General features: G+C 69.7%; 16 protein-coding genes. 15 read left to right on the plus strand and 1 reads right to left on the minus strand.

Annotated features, from left to right (window positions below; genetic code table 11):
- The first annotated feature begins 516 nt into the window (after window positions 1–516).
- The 6 genes from AB0H78_RS22070 to ftsH all read left to right on the plus strand — a co-directional run bounded on the left by AB0H78_RS22070 (window position 517) and on the right by ftsH (window position 10,332).
- Entirely contained in the window at window positions 517–1,938 is a 1,422-nt protein-coding gene (locus tag AB0H78_RS22070; protein ID WP_363236387.1) for a hypothetical protein, read from the plus strand.
- Window positions 1,939–2,263: 325 nt separating this feature from the next.
- Window positions 2,264–3,610: an ammonium transporter gene (locus AB0H78_RS22075; RefSeq protein ID WP_363236209.1), complete on the plus strand. Its 1,347-nt coding sequence runs from the start codon at window positions 2,264–2,266 to the stop codon at window positions 3,608–3,610.
- Window positions 3,607–3,945, plus strand: a complete 339-nt coding sequence (locus AB0H78_RS22080; RefSeq protein WP_206961063.1) for a P-II family nitrogen regulator — start codon at window positions 3,607–3,609, stop codon at window positions 3,943–3,945. The genes AB0H78_RS22075 and AB0H78_RS22080 overlap by 4 nt, the downstream gene beginning before the upstream one ends.
- A 46-nt stretch (window positions 3,946–3,991) precedes the next feature.
- Window positions 3,992–6,439, plus strand: coding sequence for a [protein-PII] uridylyltransferase (locus AB0H78_RS22085; protein ID WP_363236210.1), 2,448 nt, complete (start codon window positions 3,992–3,994; stop codon window positions 6,437–6,439).
- A gap of 310 nt (window positions 6,440–6,749) precedes the next feature.
- Entirely contained in the window at window positions 6,750–8,294 is a 1,545-nt protein-coding gene (ffh, locus tag AB0H78_RS22090) for a signal recognition particle protein (protein WP_363236211.1), read from the plus strand.
- Between the two features lie 109 nt (window positions 8,295–8,403).
- Window positions 8,404–10,332, plus strand: coding sequence for an ATP-dependent zinc metalloprotease FtsH (ftsH, locus tag AB0H78_RS22095; RefSeq protein WP_363236212.1), 1,929 nt, complete (start codon window positions 8,404–8,406; stop codon window positions 10,330–10,332).
- An 11-nt stretch (window positions 10,333–10,343) separates the two neighbouring features.
- Here the strand turns inward: ftsH and AB0H78_RS22100 are convergent, their stop codons facing one another.
- A complete protein-coding gene (locus tag AB0H78_RS22100) occupies window positions 10,344–11,117 on the minus strand; it encodes an SAM-dependent methyltransferase (protein ID WP_363236213.1) in 774 nt (257 codons plus the stop codon).
- Window positions 11,118–11,599: 482 nt separating this feature from the next.
- Between AB0H78_RS22100 and AB0H78_RS22105 the strand changes: the two genes are divergently transcribed.
- The 9 genes from AB0H78_RS22105 to lepB (AB0H78_RS22145) all read left to right on the plus strand — a co-directional run bounded on the left by AB0H78_RS22105 (window position 11,600) and on the right by lepB (AB0H78_RS22145) (window position 17,725).
- Entirely contained in the window at window positions 11,600–12,193 is a 594-nt protein-coding gene (locus tag AB0H78_RS22105; RefSeq protein WP_363236214.1) for a hypothetical protein, read from the plus strand.
- A 190-nt stretch (window positions 12,194–12,383) separates the two neighbouring features.
- A complete protein-coding gene (gene rpsP, locus AB0H78_RS22110; protein ID WP_363236215.1) occupies window positions 12,384–12,827 on the plus strand; it encodes a 30S ribosomal protein S16 in 444 nt (147 codons plus the stop codon).
- A gap of 2 nt (window positions 12,828–12,829) precedes the next feature.
- Window positions 12,830–13,069 carry an RNA-binding protein gene (locus tag AB0H78_RS22115; protein WP_003980229.1) on the plus strand — a complete coding sequence of 80 codons (240 nt, stop codon included), beginning with the start codon at window positions 12,830–12,832 and terminating at the stop codon, window positions 13,067–13,069.
- 84 nt (window positions 13,070–13,153) lie between these two features.
- Window positions 13,154–13,699 carry a ribosome maturation factor RimM gene (gene rimM / locus AB0H78_RS22120; RefSeq protein WP_363236216.1) on the plus strand — a complete coding sequence of 182 codons (546 nt, stop codon included), beginning with the start codon at window positions 13,154–13,156 and terminating at the stop codon, window positions 13,697–13,699.
- A complete protein-coding gene (trmD, locus tag AB0H78_RS22125; RefSeq protein ID WP_363236217.1) occupies window positions 13,699–14,520 on the plus strand; it encodes a tRNA (guanosine(37)-N1)-methyltransferase TrmD in 822 nt (273 codons plus the stop codon). Before rimM ends, trmD begins: the two co-directional genes overlap by 1 nt.
- A 131-nt stretch (window positions 14,521–14,651) precedes the next feature.
- The gene (gene rplS / locus AB0H78_RS22130) at window positions 14,652–15,002 is read left to right on the plus strand and encodes a 50S ribosomal protein L19 (RefSeq protein ID WP_363236218.1); all 351 of its coding nucleotides are present in this window, start codon (window positions 14,652–14,654) and stop codon (window positions 15,000–15,002) included.
- 33 nt (window positions 15,003–15,035) lie between these two features.
- The gene (gene lepB, locus AB0H78_RS22135; protein ID WP_363236219.1) at window positions 15,036–15,773 is read left to right on the plus strand and encodes a signal peptidase I; all 738 of its coding nucleotides are present in this window, start codon (window positions 15,036–15,038) and stop codon (window positions 15,771–15,773) included.
- Window positions 15,766–16,851: a signal peptidase I gene (gene lepB, locus AB0H78_RS22140; protein ID WP_363236388.1), complete on the plus strand. Its 1,086-nt coding sequence runs from the start codon at window positions 15,766–15,768 to the stop codon at window positions 16,849–16,851. Before lepB (AB0H78_RS22135) ends, lepB (AB0H78_RS22140) begins: the two co-directional genes overlap by 8 nt.
- Window positions 16,784–17,725, plus strand: coding sequence for a signal peptidase I (gene lepB / locus AB0H78_RS22145; protein WP_363236389.1), 942 nt, complete (start codon window positions 16,784–16,786; stop codon window positions 17,723–17,725). Before lepB (AB0H78_RS22140) ends, lepB (AB0H78_RS22145) begins: the two co-directional genes overlap by 68 nt.
- The last annotated feature ends 14 nt before the right edge of the window (window positions 17,726–17,739 follow it).

The following is a 17,739-nucleotide window of genomic DNA, read 5'->3' on the forward strand; positions in this document are numbered from 1 at the left end:
CCCCTCCAACGGGTGAACGCGCCGGTGGTTACGACTTGGAGTGCCACGGTGACGCTCCGTCGCCAATTGCCCTGCCTCGGCGGCGTGGAGTGACGCGTGGGGTGGTGTGGATCGAGGTGCGCGCCCCGGCGCACATCGTTCCGCCTGCTCCTGATCGTCCTGTGTCAAGTGAATCGCGCCTGACGGCAGGCGAGTTCACTCGGAGGGGTGGCGAATGGTGGCGTTTCCGGGATCGCCCTCGCGGGAGGGGTGATCGTAGGATTACTTTCAGTACACGAACCCTGGGTTGTTGTGCACGCGTGGGTATGCCGGAGGCAACCCGGTTTCCTGTTCGAAGGGGCGCAAGCTCCAGACAGAGGCCCCAACTCACGGCATTCTGATAGGGGTTCAGGTTTGAAAGGCTCGGGCAGAGGGCCTGACACAAAGAGGCTTCAGCGGGATGGGGGCATTCGAGTGGGCGGCAGCGGCGAAGGCGGCGAGAGCGGCACACCGGCCGGCAAGCGCCCGAACGAGCAGTTGGGCTCGTGGTTCGTGCGCAGCGGCTGGTCGAAGGGCGAGCTGGCGCGGCAGGTGAACCGGCGGGCGCGGCAGATGGGCGCCCATCACATCTCCACCGACACCTCCCGGGTGCGGCGCTGGCTCGACGGCGAGCAGCCGCGCGAGCCGATTCCGCGCATCCTCTCCGAGCTCTTCTCCGAGCGTTTCGGATCCGTCGTCGCCATCGAGGACCTCGGGCTGCGCACCGCCCATCAGTCGCCGTCGGTGTCCGGCGTCGACATGCCCTGGGCGGGCCCGCAGACCGTGGCGCTGCTCAGCGAGTTCTCCCGCAGCGACCTGATGCTGGCGCGCCGGGGTTTCCTCGGCACCTCGCTCGCACTCGCCGCAGGCCCCGCCCTCATCGAGCCGATGCAGCGCTGGCTGGTGCCCTCGCCCGTCGCCGAGCCCGCCTCCCTGGACACCCAGGCACTCTCGCGCCGGCCCTCCCGGCTCTCCAGGCCCGAGCTCGACCTCCTGGAGTCCACCACCGCGATGTTCCGCCAGTGGGACGCGCAGTGCGGCGGCGGTCTGCGCCGTAAAGCCGTCGTCGGCCAACTCCACGAAGTGACCGACCTGTTGCAGGAGCCGCAGCCCGAGGCCACCGCCCAGCGGCTCTTCAAGTGCGCGGCCGAACTGGCCGAGCTGGCCGGCTGGATGAGTTACGACGTCGGGCTGCAGCCCACCGCGCAGAAGTACTTCGTGCTGGCCCTGCACGCCTCCAAGGAGGCCGGGGACAAGTCGCTCGGTTCGTACGTCCTGTCCTCCATGAGCCGCCAGATGATCCACCTCGGACGCCCCGAGGACGCCCTGGAGCTCATCCACCTCGCGCAGTACGGCAGCCGCGACTGCGCCACCCCGCGCACCCAGGCGATGCTGTATGCGATGGAGGCGCGGGCGTACGCGAACATGGGCCAGCCCAGCAAGTGCAAGCGGGCCGTGCGGATGGCCGAGGACACCTTCACCGACGCCGGGTTCGACGGCGAGCCCGAGCCCGACTGGATCCGCTTCTTCTCCGAGGCCGAGCTCAACGGCGAGAACTCCCACTCCTACAGGGACCTCGCCTACGTCGCCGGCCGCTCCCCGACGTACGCCTCGCTCGCCGAACCGGTGATGGAGCGCGCCGTCGAGCTCTTCGGCAAGGACGACGAGCACCAGCGTTCGTACGCGCTGAACCTGATCGGGATGGCCACGGTCCACCTGCTCAAGCGCGAACCGGAGCAGTCCACGGTGCTCGCCGGACAGGCCCTCCATATCGCCAGGCGGGTGCGGTCCGAGAGGGTCAACACCCGGCTGCGCAAGACGGTCGACACCGCTGTCCGAGACTTCGGTGACGTGCCTGAAGTGATCGATCTGACCGAGCTCATGGCCGAACAGCTGCCGGAGACCGCAGAAGCCGTCTGAGTACGGTTCTGACCCCACCAGGCCCCGTCCGGCCCCACAGTCCCCGGCCGCGGCACTCACCCCGTAAAGCCCGACTCGGCTCCCCCACGCCAGGTCAACGGGTGAGCGCCGCGGCCGGTTTCTGATGTGCGCAGGGTATCGGCGGGCCGCCGGGGCGATCCGGCAATTCACCGGGGCGTAACACGCTCCGCCCCTTCGTCACTGCGGCGAAACATCGTGCGGCATCGTCGGAAACCGCGCTGCGCCAACCTCATCGTCCATAACCGGCCACCCCTTTTCGCACCTGCTCGCCCGCACAGGCCGTACCTACGACGAGGAGACGCCGATGCCCCCAGGCATCACGACGCTTGCTGCAGACGCCCCGACGCTGTCTTCGGCCAACACCGGCTTCATGCTCATCTGCTCCGCCCTGGTGATGGTCATGACACCGGGCCTCGCCTTCTTCTACGGAGGCATGGTCCGGGTCAAGTCCACCCTCAACATGCTGATGATGAGCTTCATCAGCCTGGGGATCGTCACGATCCTCTGGGTGCTCTACGGATTCAGCCTCGCCTTCGGCGCCAGCAACGGCTTCTTCGGCTGGACCAAGGGCTACTTCGGCCTCAGCGGCATCGGCCTGACCGAGCTGTGGCCCGGATACACCATCCCGGTCTACGTCTTCGCCGTCTTCCAGCTGATGTTCGCGATCATCACGCCCGCACTCATAAGCGGCGCGCTCGCCGACCGCGTCAAGTTCAGCGCCTGGGCGCTGTTCATCGCGCTGTGGGTCTCGGTCGTCTACTTCCCCGTGGCCCACTGGGTCTGGGCCTCCGACGGCTGGCTCTTCAAGAAGGGTGTCATCGACTTCGCCGGTGGCACCGCGGTCCACATCAACGCCGGTGCCGCGGCCCTCGGCGTGATCCTGGTCATCGGAAAGCGCGTCGGCTTCAAGAAGGACCCGATGCGCCCGCACAGCCTCCCGCTGGTGATGCTGGGCGCAGCGCTCCTGTGGTTCGGCTGGTTCGGCTTCAACGCCGGTTCCTGGCTGGGCAACGACGACGGCGTCGGCGCGGTGATGTTCGTCAACACCCAGGTCGCCACCGCCGCCGCGATGCTCGCCTGGCTCGGTTACGAGAAGATCCGCCACGGCTCCTTCACCACGCTCGGTGCCGCATCCGGCGCGGTCGCAGGCCTCGTCGCCATCACGCCTTCCGGCGGCGCGGTCTCCCCGCTCGGCGCGATCGCGGTCGGCGCCATCGCCGGTGTCCTCTGCGCCATGGCTGTCGGCCTCAAGTACCGCTTCGGCTTCGACGACTCGCTCGACGTCGTCGGCGTCCACCTCGTCGGCGGTGTCGTCGGCTCCCTGCTGATCGGCTTCTTCGCCACCGGCGGAGTGCAGTCGGACGTGGCCGGTGTCTTCTACGGCGGTGGCTTCCACCAGCTCGGCATCCAGGCCATCGGGGTCTTCTCGGTCCTCGGCTACTCCCTGGTGGTCTCCGCGGTCCTCGCCTTCCTCCTCGACAAGACGATGGGGATGCGGGTCACCGAGGACGAAGAGGTCTCGGGCATCGACCAGACCGAACACGCCGAGACCGCATACGACTTCAGCGGGGCCGGCGGCGGCGCCGCACCCCGTACGGCAGCAGTGCCCGCGGCCGGTACCGCCGGGCAGACGAAGAAGGTGGACGCATGAAGCTCATCACCGCAGTGGTGAAGCCGCACCGGCTGGACGAGATCAAGGAGGCCCTGCAGGCCTTCGGCGTCCAGGGGCTCACCGTCACCGAGGCCAGCGGGTACGGGCGTCAGCGCGGACACACGGAGGTCTACCGTGGCGCCGAGTACACCGTCGACCTCGTACCGAAGATCCGCATCGAGGTCCTCGTCGAGGACGCGGACGCGGAAGAGCTCATCGATGTCGTGGTGAAGGCGGCCCGAACCGGCAAGATCGGTGACGGCAAGGTATGGAGCGTGCCGGTCGAGACGGCGGTCCGGGTACGGACCGGCGAGCGCGGCCCGGACGCCCTCTGAGCGCAGGACAAGAGACAGGAACTGCTGGGTGACGAGCGTCGATCCGATGACTGAAAAGCCCGAGGAATCCGAGTCGGCACCCAGCGGTTACGCGGCGGCCCGGCTGCGTCTTCTCAATGAGAAGACGCGGTCCGGGCCGCCGCGCCGTTCTGCCCTGAGCCGGCTGACTGACGACTGGGTGGGGGCGCTCTTCACGTCGGCCGCCGAGGCGGCGGGCGTACGGGGCGCGGCGCTGGTGGCCGTGGGCGGATACGGGCGCGGGGAGCTCTCACCGCGCAGCGACCTGGACCTGCTGCTCCTGCACGACGGGAGCGCGGACGCGGGCGCGATCGCCTCGCTCGCCGACCGGGTCTGGTACCCGGTGTGGGACCTGGGGCTCGCGCTGGATCATTCCGTACGGACTCCCGGGGAGGCCCGCAAGACCGCGGGCACCGACCTGAAGGTGCAGCTGGGGCTGCTCGACGCCCGTCATGTGGCGGGCGACCTGGGTCTGACCACCGGGCTGCGGACCGCCGTGCTCGCGGACTGGCGCAACGCGGCGCCCAAGCGGCTGCCGGAGCTGTACGAGCTGTGCACGGAGCGCGCCGAGCGCCAGGGCGAGCTCCAGTTCCTGCTGGAGCCCGACCTGAAGGAGGCGCGCGGCGGGCTGCGCGACGCGACGGCCCTGCGGGCGGTCGCCGCCTCCTGGCTGGCGGACGCGCCGAGGGAGGGGCTCGACGGGGCGCGGCGGCGGCTGATGGACGCGCGCGACGCGCTGCATCTGGTGACCGGCCGGGCGACGGACCGGCTGGCGCTGCAGGAGCAGGACCAAGTGGCCGCGGAACTGGGCCTGTTGGACGCCGATGTGCTGCTCCGCCAGGTCTACGAGGCCGCACGCACGGTGTCGTACGCCAGCGATGTCACCTGGCGCGAGGTCAATCGCGTACTGAAGGCGAGGTCGGCGCGGCCCAGGCTGCGCACGATGCTCGGCGGCAAACCCCCGGTGGCCGAGCGGACCCCGCTGGCCGAAGGCGTCGTGGAGCTGGAGGGCGAGGTGGTCCTCGCGCGGACCGCGAAGCCCGAGAAGGACCCGGTGCTGCCGCTGCGCGCGGCGGCGGCGGCGGCGCAGGCCGGGCTGCCGATCTCGCTGCACGCGGTACGCCGCCTGGCGGGAGCGGTGAAGCCGCTGCCCGTGCCGTGGCCGGCCGAGGCGCGCGAGCAGCTGGTGACGCTGCTGGGCGCGGGGGAGTCGACGATCCCGGTGTGGGAGGCCCTGGAGGCGGAGGGACTGATCACCCAGCTGCTGCCCGACTGGGAGCGGGTGCGGTGCAGGCCGCAGCGCAATCCCGTACACACATGGACAGTTGACCGCCATCTGGTGGAGGCGGCGGTGCGGGCCTCGTCGCTGACGCGGCGGGTGGGCCGTCCTGACCTGCTCCTGGTCGCGGCCCTGCTGCACGACATCGGCAAGGGCTGGCCCGGTGACCACTCGGTGGCCGGGGAGGTCATCGCACGCGACGTGGCGGCGCGGATCGGCTTCGACGCCGCCGAGGTCGCGGTCCTCGCGACGCTGGTCCGCCACCATCTGCTGCTGATCGAGACGGCGACGCGGCGGGACCTCGACGACCCGGCGACCGTACGGTCGGTGGCCGACGAGGTGGGTTCGGTCTCGACGCTGGAGCTGCTGCACGCCCTGACGGAGGCCGACGCGCTGGCGACCGGACCCGCGGCGTGGTCGGCCTGGCGCGGTTCGCTGGTGACGGACCTGGTGAAGCGGGTCGGGGCGGTGCTGGCGGGAGATGCCCCCGAGGAGCCGGAACCGGCCGCACCCAGCGCGGAGCAGGAGCGGCTCGCGATCGAGGCGCTGCGGACCGGGGAGCCGGTGCTGGCGCTGCACGCGCAGACGGAGGAGCCGCAGGAGGACGGGCGTCCCGAGCCGGTGGGCGTGGAACTGCTGATCGCGCTGCCCGACCAGCCCGGGGTGCTGCCGGCGGTGGCCGGGGTCCTCGCGCTGCACCGGCTGACCGTGCGTGCGGCGGACCTCCGGGCTCTGGAACTGCCGAAGGAGCTGGGCGTCCCGGGCGACGTACTGCTGCTGAGCTGGCGGGTGGCCGCGGAGTACGGATCGCTGCCGCAGGCGGCACGGCTGCGGGCGGATCTCGTACGGGCGCTGGACGGATCCCTGGACATCCGGGCGAAGCTGGCGGAGCGCGAGGCGGCGTACCCGCGCCGGAGGGGCGCGCAGGCGCCCCCGCCGAGGGTCAAGGTCGCGGCGGCGGGCTCGCGCCTGGCGACGGTGATCGAGGTCCGGGCCCAGGATGCGCCCGGACTGCTGCACCGGATCGGACGGGCGCTGGAGGGTGCGGGGGTGCGGGTGCGCAGTGCGCATGTGTCGACGCTGGGGGCGAACGCGGTGGACGCGTTCTATGTGACGACGGGGACGGAGGGGGCGCCGCTCTCGGGGGAGGCGGCGGTAGGGCTGGCGCGGAGCCTGGAGGCGGAGCTGCGGGGCTGACGGGGGCGGGGCGGGGGTGCCTGCGGCGCTGTCCCCTGCCCGCCCCTTCCCGAACCTGGGGCTTCGCCCCAGCCCCCTCGGGGGCTCCGCCCCCGGACCCCCGCTGCTCAAACGCCGCAGGGGCTGAATTTTCCCCGGTGTCGCATCCGAACGGACCGCGAGTGGCCATTGAGCAACCCCCACCGGCGCCAGCCACTTCCGCGAGAGCGGCGGCGGTTTAGCCGCACAGGGGGGATTGGCTCCGCGCGGCGGCCAGATACCCTGGACGGCAACACCCACCTGACCCCGAGCCCGAGGATCCGCGACCGCCGTGTTCGATACCCTCTCCGACCGCCTTGCCGCGACATTCAAGAACCTCCGGGGCAAGGGCCGCCTGTCCGAGGCGGACATCGACGCCACCGCGCGCGAGATCCGTATCGCGCTCCTCGAAGCCGACGTCGCGCTGCCCGTCGTCCGCGCCTTCATCAAGCAGATCAAGGAACGCGCCGCCGGAGTCGAGGTCTCCCAGGCGCTGAACCCCGCCCAGCAGGTCATCAAGATCGTCAACGAGGAGCTCATCGGCATCCTCGGCGGCGAGACCCGCCGCCTGCGGTTCGCCAAGAACCCGCCGACCGTGATCATGCTCGCGGGTCTGCAGGGTGCGGGTAAGACGACCCTCGCGGGAAAGCTCGGCCTCTGGCTGAAGAGCCAGGGCCACGCGCCCCTGCTCGTCGCGTGTGACCTCCAGCGCCCCAACGCCGTCAACCAGCTTTCGGTCGTCGCGGAGCGCGCGGGCGTCGCCGTCTACGCCCCCGAGGCGGGCAACGGCGTCGGCGACCCGGTCAAGGTCGCCAAGGACTCCATCGCGTACGCCAAGACCAAGCAGTACGACGTGGTCGTGGTCGACACCGCAGGACGCCTCGGCATCGACCAGGAGCTGATGCAGCAGGCCGCGGACATCCGCGACGCCGTCAGCCCCGACGAGATCCTCTTCGTCGTCGACGCGATGGTCGGCCAGGACGCGGTCAACACCGCGGAGGCCTTCCGTGACGGAGTCGGCTTCGACGGAGTCGTCCTCTCCAAGCTGGACGGCGACGCCCGTGGTGGTGCGGCCCTGTCCATCGCGCACGTCACCGGCCGCCAGATCATGTTCGCGTCCAATGGCGAGAAGCTGGACGAGTTCGACACGTTCCACCCGGACCGCATGGCGTCCCGCATCCTCGGCATGGGCGACATGCTCAGCCTCATCGAGAAGGCCGAACAGACCTTCAGCCAGGATGAGGCCGAGAAGATGGCCGCCAAGCTGCAGGGCAGCAAGGGCGGCAAGGACTTCACGCTCGACGACTTCCTGGCTCAGATGGAGCAGGTCAGGAAGATGGGCTCCATCTCCAAGCTGCTCGGCATGCTGCCCGGCATGGGGCAGATGAAGGAGCAGATCGCCAACATCGACGAGCGCGAGGTGGACCGTACCGCCGCGATCATCAAGTCGATGACCCCGGCCGAGCGCCATGACCCCACGATCATCAACGGCTCGCGCCGGGCGCGCGTCGCCCGTGGTTCGGGTGTCGAGGTCAGCGCGGTGAAGAACCTCGTCGAGCGGTTCTTCGAGGCGCGCAAGATGATGTCGCGCATGGCCCAGGGCGGCGGCATGCCGGGAATGCCCGGGATGCCGGGCATGGGCGGCGGGCCCGGCCGGCAGAAGAAGCAGGTCAAGCAGGCCAAGGGCAAGCGCAAGAGCGGCAACCCGATGAAGCGCAAGGCCGACGAGCAGGCCGCGGCCGAGCGGCGCGAGCAGGGTGGCATGGCCGGTCAGCCGGCCGCCGAGGCCCCGCAGAACTTCGAGCTCCCGGACGAGTTCAAGAAGTTCATGGGCTAGGCGTACGAGGAGAAACGGCGGCCCGTGTCCCGACCAGGGATACGGGCCGCTTTCATACCTAAATGACCCATTTCATGCCGGTGTGTCGGATCTCCGTTACGGTCGCGACGTGAGCACTCCGACCCCCGTACCGCCTCGCGACCGCCCGGACCAGCCCTGGCGATCGGAGGGCGCGCCGCCGCCCCCGCCGCCGAAGAAGAAGATGCCCGGAGGGTGGGGCGGGCTGATCCTGACGGCGCTCATCGTGTACCTGATCGCCAACCTCGTGCTGTCGCTTTTCGACTCGGGCAATGAGCCCACCGTCTCGTACACGGAGTTCAACAAGCAGGTCCAGGCGAACAACGTCGAGAAGATCTACTCCAAGGGCGATGCGATCCAGGGGCAGCTCAAGAAGGCGGCCGACAACCCCGACGGCGGCGACAGCTACACCAAGTTCACCACCCAGCGGCCGTCCTTCGCCGACGACGACCTCTGGGCAGCCCTGGCCAAGGACGGCGCAACGGTCACCGCAACGCCCGTCGTCCAGGAGCGCAGCTTCCTCTCCAACCTGCTGATCTCGCTCGCACCGATGCTGCTCCTCGTGGTGCTGTGGATCTTCATCGCCAGGCGGATGGGTGCGGCGATGGGAGGCGGCATGGGCGGCCTCGGCCGCAAGGCGCCGCCCAAGCCGGTCGAGCCGGAGTCGGGGAAGCGGACCACCTTCGAGGACGTCGCGGGCATCGACGAGGTGGAGGGCGAACTGTCGGAGGTCGTCGACTTCCTCAAGAACCCCGAGCAGTACCACGAGATGGGCGCCAGGATGCCGGGCGGCGTGCTCCTCGCCGGCCCTCCCGGCACCGGAAAGACCCTGCTGGCGCGGGCCGTCGCGGGCGAGGCGGATGTGCCGTTCTTCTCCGCCTCGGCCTCGGAGTTCATCGAGATGATCGTCGGCGTGGGTGCCTCGCGGGTACGTGAACTCTTCGCAGAGGCGCGGAAGGTGGCCCCGGCGATCATCTTCATCGACGAGATCGACACCATCGGGCGGGCGCGTGGCGGCGGCGCCGGCATGGGTGGCCACGACGAGCGCGAGCAGACCCTGAACCAGATCCTCACCGAGATGGACGGCTTCTCCGGCTCGGAAGGCGTGGTCGTCATCGCGGCCACCAACCGGGCCGACGTCCTGGACCCGGCCCTGACCAGGCCCGGCCGGTTCGACCGGGTCGTCCAGGTCAGCCCGCCGGACCGGGGAGGCCGTGAGTCGATCCTGAAGATCCACACCCGGCAGATCCCGCTCTCCGAGGACGTGGACCTGGCCCAAGTCGCCCGTACGACACCGGGGATGACCGGTGCGGACCTGGCCAACCTGGCCAACGAGGCGGCGCTGCTCGCGGTGAAGCGCAAGCACAAGACCGTCGGGCAGTCGGAGCTCTCCGACGCCCTGGAGAAGGTCCAGCTCGGCGCGGAGCGGCCGCTGGTGATGCCGGAGGAGGAGCGCCGCCGGACCGCGTACCACGAGAGCGGTCACGCCCTGCTCGGCATGCTGTACCCGGGCAGCGACCCGGTCCGCAAGATCACGATCGTGCCGCGCGGCCGGGCCCTGGGCGTCACGCTCTCCACGCCGGACTCCGACAAGTACGCGTACACAGAGGACTATCTGCGCGCCCGCATCGTCAGCGCGCTCGGCGGGATGGCGGCCGAGAAGGTCGTCTTCGACGTCATCACCACGGGCGCCGAGAACGACCTGGAGCAGGTCACCAACATGGCCCGCGGCATGGTCGCCCGCTGGGGCATGAGCGAGAAGGTCGGCCGGCTGACCGCCATCCCCAGCGATGCCCAGGGCGCCTACGGGCTCTCGGCCGCCCCGGCGACGCTGGACGCGGTGGACGCGGAGATGCGGCGCATCGTGGACGGCTGCTACGAGGACGCGTGCCGGCTGCTGCGCGAGCACCGGGGCCAGCTGGACGCACTGGCCCAGGCGCTCCTGGAGAACGAGACGCTGGAGGAGGCGGAGGCGTACCGGGCCGCGGGCATCACCAGGATGACCAAGGACGATGCCTGACCTCCCCGGAGCTAGGGGATGCGCGCGATCAGGTACCTGAAGACGTTCGGCATCCAGACCGTGCCGTCCCGGCGCAGATGCGGATGGAGCGACTCCGCCAGCTCCTTCTCCACCTGAGAGGGATCGGTGGCCCGGGCGGCCGCGTCGAAGAGCCCGGTCGAGAGCAGTCCGCGTACGGCGCTGTCCATGTCCGCGTAGCCGAAGGGGCAGGCCACCCGGCCCGATCCGTCGGGCCGCAGCCCGGTGCACGCCGCCATCTCCTCCAGGTCGTCCCGCACCGGCCGCCCTGCCGTGTCCGCCAGCCGGGCGGCCACCCGCAGCACCGTCGAGGTGGCGCAGCGCTCGGGAGGGCCCCAGCCGGTCAGGACCACGGCACTGCCCCGCTCGGCATGGCTGATCGCATCCTGGAGCGCGGGCGCGAGATCCTCCGCGTCGCCCGCCGCGCAGCCGATCGGTTCGAAGGCCGTGATCAGGTTGTACGGAGTGGACGCCGGCTCGTCTGCGGGCCTGCCGTCCACCGGGAGCAGCCGTTGGCGGGCCAGTGCGATGCGTTCCGCGTGGCTGTCCGTGCCCGTGACCGCCGCGCCCCGTGAAGCCGCGACGAGCAGCGCGAGGCCCGAACCGCAGCCGAGGCCGAGCAGCCGGGTGGCAGGGCCCACCTCCAGCCGCTCGTACACCGCTTCGTAGAGCGGCACCAGCATCCGTTCCTGTATCTCGGCCCAGTCGCGGGCGCGTGCGGCCGCTTCCGGAGAGGCAGTGTGGTGCCGGACGAGCGTAGGTGTCATCGAAAGCGCCCCAATCCGCCGACAGGTCGGCTGTGCCCTTTGCCCTGGTTGACAGCCCCCCGGATATGCGTGCGCGCACTCTCCCCGTATGCCAGACAACTCCGCATCCGTGCCCGCGTCCAGAGGGAGAAGGGCAATGCTTGTGTGCGCCCCGGATGCCCCCGTACGGCAAGGGCGGTGTGTGAGATGGACGCCGGTGCGGGTAGCGTCGCCGTCGTGCCGTTCGCATGCGGACCGCACCATTACGGCCGAAAGGCCTCTTGCGCCTCAGCGGGTGTCCCGCGACCCGGCGCCTGGAGGGTGTCTACGCGCCGGGGCGTACGCGCCCCTACGCACCACCTTGGTATGAGCTGTGAGGCTTCTCCGCAGATCAGCGCACCCGCCCTCGTCAGGACGCATCAATGGCAACTGACGGGTACGTGCAAATTATTTGGGATGCCCCGGAATAGGAACACAGGGGCACCCCGGCTCGTTGTCACGACGTGAGCACGACACCACCTGTACTTGCCGCAGAACTGGCGCAGGCGTGGGCCGACATTCAGCGGTACCACCCCGAGCTGCCAGATCTTGCCGCGCCCGAGTCCCTGATCGGAGAGTCCTCGTCCGCCTGCGGCGCTGAGCTCTCCTTCGAGCGACTGCTCCATGAGGCAGTCCACGGCATCGCCGCCGCCCGAGGTGTCCGCGACACCTCCCGCGCCGGCCGGTACCACAACCGACGATTCCTGGCGATTGCCGAGGAAATGGGTCTCGACCATCCCGAGGAGCCACATGCCAGCAGTGGCTTCTCCCTGGTCGCACTCAATCCCGAGGCCAAGCGCAGGTATCGGCCAACGATCGAGCGGTTGCAGCGTGCGCTGAAGGCGCACACCGTAGCGACTGCCGCAGACACCAAGCGTTCCTTCCGTGGACCTGCCGCCCGGCACGGTTCGTCGGGCGGAGGGGTGCGGGTGAAGGCGGTCTGCGACTGCGGCCGTAATGTCCGGGTCGTCCCGTCCGTACTGGCGCAGGCGCCGATCGTCTGCGGCGGATGCGGCAAACCTTTCCGCATCCCGGAAGTGGTGGCCGTGGCGAGTTGACCCCTTCCTGGTGGTAGGGGGACTGGTATATGCCCGCCGCGGGCGTGTGGCACAATGGACAGCTGTACTCGACAGCCGTGCAGGACCCTCTCGCCTCCGGCTGACGCGTCCTCCGGGCACCCGAGTACCGCAACCCCACGCGGCATCTCGTTGTGCCCAACCACGTACAAGACCAGGAGACACCACTCCAGTGGCAGTCAAGATCAAGCTGAAGCGTCTGGGCAAGATCCGTTCGCCTCACTACCGCATCGTCGTCGCCGACTCCCGTACCCGCCGTGATGGCCGGGCCATCGAGGAGATCGGTCTGTACCACCCGGTGCAGAACCCCTCGCGCATCGAGGTCAACTCGGAGCGTGCGCAGTACTGGCTCTCCGTCGGCGCTCAGCCGACCGAGCCGGTCATGGCGATCCTGAAGCTCACGGGCGACTGGCAGAAGCACAAGGGCCTCCCGGCCCCCGCGCCGCTGCTCGTCGCCGCGCCGAAGGAAGACAAGCGCGCCGCGTTCGAGGCGTTCGCCGCCTCGATCGAAGAGGGCGAGCCGAAGGGTGAGGCCATCACCCCGAAGGCGAAGAAGGCTGACAAGAAGTCGGACGAGGCTCCGGCCGAGTCCGCCTCTGAGTCGACCGAGGCCTGATCATGCTCGAGGAGGCTCTCGAGCACCTCGTCAAGGGCATCGTGGACAACCCCGATGATGTACAGGTCGCCTCGCGCACCTTGCGTCGCGGGCGCGTTCTCGAGGTCAGGGTTCACCCCGATGACCTCGGTAAGGTGATCGGCCGCAACGGCCGCACCGCACGCGCTCTGCGTACCGTCGTGGGCGCCATCGGCGGCCGCGGTATTCGCGTCGACCTCGTCGACGTGGACCAGGTTCGCTGAGACACACGTTGAACACCGGCTCGGGCCGGGGAGGGCTCCAGTAGCCGTCCCCGGCCCGTAGTCGTGAGACAGGAGTCAAATCAAGTGCAGCTGGTTGTTGCGCGCATCGGCCGCGCCCACGGCATCAAGGGCGACGTCACCGTAGAGGTGCGTACGGACGAGCCCGAGCTGCGGCTCGGTCCCGGCGCCGTGCTCACCACCGACCCCGCATCCGTGGGTCCGCTGACCATCGCGACGGGGCGGGTGCACAGCGGCAGGCTGCTGGTCCGCTTCGAGGGCGTCGACGACCGTACGGCTGCCGAAGCCCTGCGCAACACGCTGCTCATCGCGGACGTCGACCCCGAGGAGCTCCCCGAGGAGCCCGACGAGTACTACGACCACCAGCTGATGGACCTCGATGTCGTGCTGGCCGACGGCACCGAGATCGGGCGGATCACCGAGATCACCCACCTGCCCTCGCAGGACCTGTTCATCGTGGAGCGCCCCGACGGCAGCGAGCTGATGATCCCCTTCGTGGAGCAGATCGTCACCGAGATCGACCTGGAGGAGCAGCGGGCCGTCATCGACCCGCCGCCCGGCCTGATCGACGACAGCCAGGCCGAGGTCGCTTCCGAGAGGGACGACGGCTGATGCGGCTCGACGTCGTCACGATCTTTCCCGAGTACCTGGAACCCCTGAACGTCTCGCTCGTCGGCAAGGCGCGGGCCCGCGGGCAGCTCGACGTACACGTGCACGACCTGCGGGAGTGGACGTACGACCGGCACAACACGGTCGACGACACCCCCTACGGCGGCGGCCCCGGCATGGTCATGAAGACCGAGCCCTGGGGTGCCTGCCTGGACGACGCCCTGGCGGACGGATACGAGGCGGGTGTCGGCGGCCCGGTCCTGGTCGTCCCCACGCCCAGCGGCCGACCCTTCACCCAGGAGCTCGCCGTCGAGCTCTCGGAGCGGCCCTGGCTGGTCTTCGCGCCCGCGCGCTACGAGGGCATCGACCGCCGGGTCATCGACGAGTACGCGACCCGTATGCCGGTCTACGAGGTCTCCATCGGGGACTACGTCCTGGCCGGCGGCGAGGCTGCCGTACTGGTGATCACGGAGGCCGTCGCCCGGCTGCTGCCCGGTGTCCTCGGCAACGCCGAATCGCACCGCGACGACTCCTTCGCCCCCGGCGCGATGGCAGACCTCCTGGAGGGCCCGGTCTTCACCAAGCCGCCCGAGTGGCGCGGCCGGGGCATCCCCGACGTGCTGCTCAGCGGCCACCACGGAAAGATCGCGCGCTGGCGGCGGGACGAGGCCTTCCGACGTACGACGCTCAACAGGCCTGATCTGATCGAGGGTTGCGACCCCGCGACCCTGAACAAGAAGGACCGCGAGATGCTCTCCGTGCTGGGCTGGAAGCCCGGCCCTGACGGCCGATTTGGGCGCAACCCCGAGGCCGTGGAACAATAGGCCGCTGCTGTACGTCCAGCCGGCGCCCCTGCCACAGGGGGAACGACGTCAGGCCCGACGCGAACAGCTCCCGAAATCATCTCGATGATCCCGCTGATGACCTGTGGCATCGGCGAAGAAAGCAGATAATCATGGCCAGCCTGCTCGATGGCGTCAACGCCGCCTCCCTGCGCAGCGACCTCCCCGCGTTCCGCCCGGGTGACACGGTCAACGTTCACGTCCGCGTGATCGAGGGCAGCCGCTCGCGTATCCAGCAGTTCAAGGGCGTAGTCGTCCGCCGCCAGGGTGCCGGCGTCAGCGAGACCTTCACGGTCCGCAAGGTCTCCTTCTCCGTCGGCGTCGAGCGCACCTTCCCGGTGAACAGCCCGATCTTCGAGAAGATCGAGGTCGTCACCCGCGGTGACGTCCGCCGCGCGAAGCTGTACTACCTCCGTGAGCTGCGCGGCAAGGCCGCGAAGATCAAGGAGAAGCGCGACCGCTGAGTCCACAGTGCGGCCGGATAAGCTCTGGCCGCGATGGACACCGAAGCACTGCACGACACGGAGCGCGACCGCTCCTCCGCACCGGACACCGGTGAGGGGGAGAGGCCGCGCTTTGTGCGTAGGGGGTGGCTGCTGGTCGTCGCGTGCGCCGTCTTCCTGCTGTTGTTCAGTACGTATGTGATGCAGCCCTTCCTGATCCCCAGCGGCTCCATGGAGCCCACGCTCCGGGTCGGGGACCGGGTGCTCGTCAACAAGCTGGCGTACCGTTTCGGCGGTGAGCCGGCCCGGGGGGACGTCGTCGTTTTCGACGGAACGGGCTCCTTCGTGAGCGAGAAGCCCGCGGGGAACCCGGTGACCGGCCTGTTGCACGGCGCGGCCGCGGCGCTCGGCCTGGCGGAGCCCTCCGAGACCGACTACGTCAAGCGTGTGGTGGGAGTGGGCGGCGACCATGTGGTCTGCTGCGACAAGCGGGGACGGATCGAAGTGAACGGGAAGCCGGTGGACGAGCCGTATCTGTACCCGGGCGATGCCCCGTCGTCGGTCGACTTCGACATCGTGGTGCCCGCCGGAACCCTGTGGGTCATGGGCGACCACCGTGCCAAGTCCAGCGACTCCCGGGACCACCTCGGTGAGGCGGGCGGCGGGATGGTGCCCGTCGGCCAGGTGATCGGGCGGGCGCAGTGGATCGGCTGGCCGCTGGGGCGCTGGAGCTCGGTGGGGCGTACGAGTGCCTTCTCCGGCGTACCAGCTGCGGGCGGCGGTCATGGGTAACCGGGGGCGCGGCCGTGGTGGCCGCGGGGCCCCGGTGGCCGAGGACCCGCTGCCGACAGGGTCGCGGCCCGTGGGACCGGAGCCTGCGGCCCGGCCGCGGTCGCTGCCGACCCGCGCGGAGCGGCGCAGGCTCGCGCGCAAGGTGAAGCGGCGGCGGCGCAGGTCGGCGGTGAAGGAGATACCCCTCCTGATAACCGTGGCGCTGCTCATCGCCCTCGTACTGAAGACGTTCCTGGTGCAGGCCTTCGTCATCCCCTCGGGATCGATGGAGCAGACGATCCGGATCGGCGACCGGGTGCTGGTCGACAAACTGACTCCGTGGTTCGGCTCGAAGCCCCGGCGCGGTGATGTGGTGGTCTTCAAGGACCCCGGTCACTGGCTGCAGCAGGAGACACAGAGCACCGCCAAGGACTCCCCGGTGGTGATCAAGCAGATCAAGGAAGGCCTGACCTTCATCGGGCTGCTGCCGTCCAACGACGAGCAGGATCTGATCAAGCGCGTCATCGCGGTCGGCGGGGACACCGTCAAGTGCTGCGACAAGAACGGCCAGGTCACGGTGAACGGCAAAGCGCTGAGCGAGCCGTACCTTTTCCCCGGGAATCCGCCGTCGCAACTCAAATTCGAGGTAAAGGTCCCGGCCGGGCGAATCTTCGTCATGGGCGATCATCGGTCGAATTCGGCCGATTCGCGCTTCCATCTGACGGAGGCGTACCACGGGACGGTCTCGGAGGACGACGTTGTGGGACGGGCTGTCCTGATCGCCTGGCCCTTCAAACACTGGCGAAAACTGGAGGAACCGGCCACCTTCGCAACGGTGCCCGATGCGGCGGGCGTGTCGACGGCGGCACCGTTCGCGTCGAATAGTGTGTCTCCTCGGGGTCCGGATCCGGACCCTGACGGACCGATCCGACTCCCGACCCCTGCGGAACTCCCGCTCGTTATGGGAGTGGTGGGCCTGCGTCGACTTTGGGGCAGGCGGTCGCACGGAGTGAGGAGTGGATGTGGGGGACGTGGCGGTCGGCGCACGATCCGGACACGGCGAGCCGGAGGACCGACCCGGTTCGGCCGACGACGCTGAGGTCGTGGACTCCGGAGCACCGGCATCAGCACCGCCTGTGGGTGGAGCCGGCGACGACGGCGGGGACGGGGGCGAGGGCGAGGACGGGTCGCAGGACACCGATCCGGCGCCGAAGAAGCAGCGCTCCTTCTGGAAGGAGCTGCCGCTGCTCATCGGTATCGCGCTGATTCTCGCTCTGCTGATCAAGACGTTTCTGGTGCAGGCTTTCTCGATCCCCTCCGACTCGATGCAGGACACCCTGCAGCGCGGTGACAGGGTGCTGGTCGACAAGCTGACGCCGTGGTTCGGCTCCGAGCCCTCGCGCGGCGAGGTCGTGGTCTTCCACGACCCGGGCGGCTGGCTCGAGGGCGAGCCGACGCCCAATCCGAACGCGGTGCAGAAGTTCCTGAGCCTGGTCGGTCTGATGCCGTCCGCCGAGGAGAAGGACCTGATCAAGCGGGTCATCGCGGTGGGCGGGGACACGGTGTCGTGCAAGAAGGGCGGCCCGGTCGTCGTCAACGGCAAGCCGCTGGACGAGAAGTCGTACATCTACCCCGGTGACACTCCCTGCGACGACGAGCCGTTCGGGCCGATCCATGTGCCCAAGGGCAGTATCTGGGTCATGGGCGACCACCGGCAGAACTCTCTCGACTCCCGGTACCACCAGGAGCTGAAGGGCGGTGGCACGGTCGAGAACAAGCAGGTCGTCGGCCGCGCCTTCACGGTCGCCTGGCCGGTCAACCACTGGGACTGGCTCTCCGTCCCCTCCACCTTCGACCAGCCCGGCATCAACGCCGCGGCGGCCGTCGGGCCCGCGGGTCTCGGGCTCGCCGGTGCGCTGCCCATCGTGCTCTGGCGCAGGCGGAGGCTGACCGGCGGGCCTACCGCCGGGTAGGGTGCCGTCCCAGG

The organism is Streptomyces sp. NPDC050738, assembly GCF_040654175.1.
GTDB lineage: Bacteria > Actinomycetota > Actinomycetes > Streptomycetales > Streptomycetaceae > Streptomyces.

Coding starts and splice junctions, on each gene's coding strand:
- AB0H78_RS22080 (WP_206961063.1), top strand. CDS start 3,607: ATGAAGCTCATCACCGCAGTGGTGAAGCCGCACCGGCTGGACGAGATC.
- rplS (WP_363236218.1), top strand. CDS start 14,652: ATGGCCAGCCTGCTCGATGGCGTCAACGCCGCCTCCCTGCGCAGCGAC.
- AB0H78_RS22075 (WP_363236209.1), top strand. CDS start 2,264: ATGCCCCCAGGCATCACGACGCTTGCTGCAGACGCCCCGACGCTGTCT.
- lepB (WP_363236388.1), top strand. CDS start 15,766: ATGGGTAACCGGGGGCGCGGCCGTGGTGGCCGCGGGGCCCCGGTGGCC.
- AB0H78_RS22085 (WP_363236210.1), top strand. CDS start 3,992: ATGACTGAAAAGCCCGAGGAATCCGAGTCGGCACCCAGCGGTTACGCG.
- trmD (WP_363236217.1), top strand. CDS start 13,699: ATGCGGCTCGACGTCGTCACGATCTTTCCCGAGTACCTGGAACCCCTG.
- AB0H78_RS22115 (WP_003980229.1), top strand. CDS start 12,830: ATGCTCGAGGAGGCTCTCGAGCACCTCGTCAAGGGCATCGTGGACAAC.
- lepB (WP_363236219.1), top strand. CDS start 15,036: ATGGACACCGAAGCACTGCACGACACGGAGCGCGACCGCTCCTCCGCA.
- AB0H78_RS22100 (WP_363236213.1), bottom strand. CDS start 11,117: ATGACACCTACGCTCGTCCGGCACCACACTGCCTCTCCGGAAGCGGCC.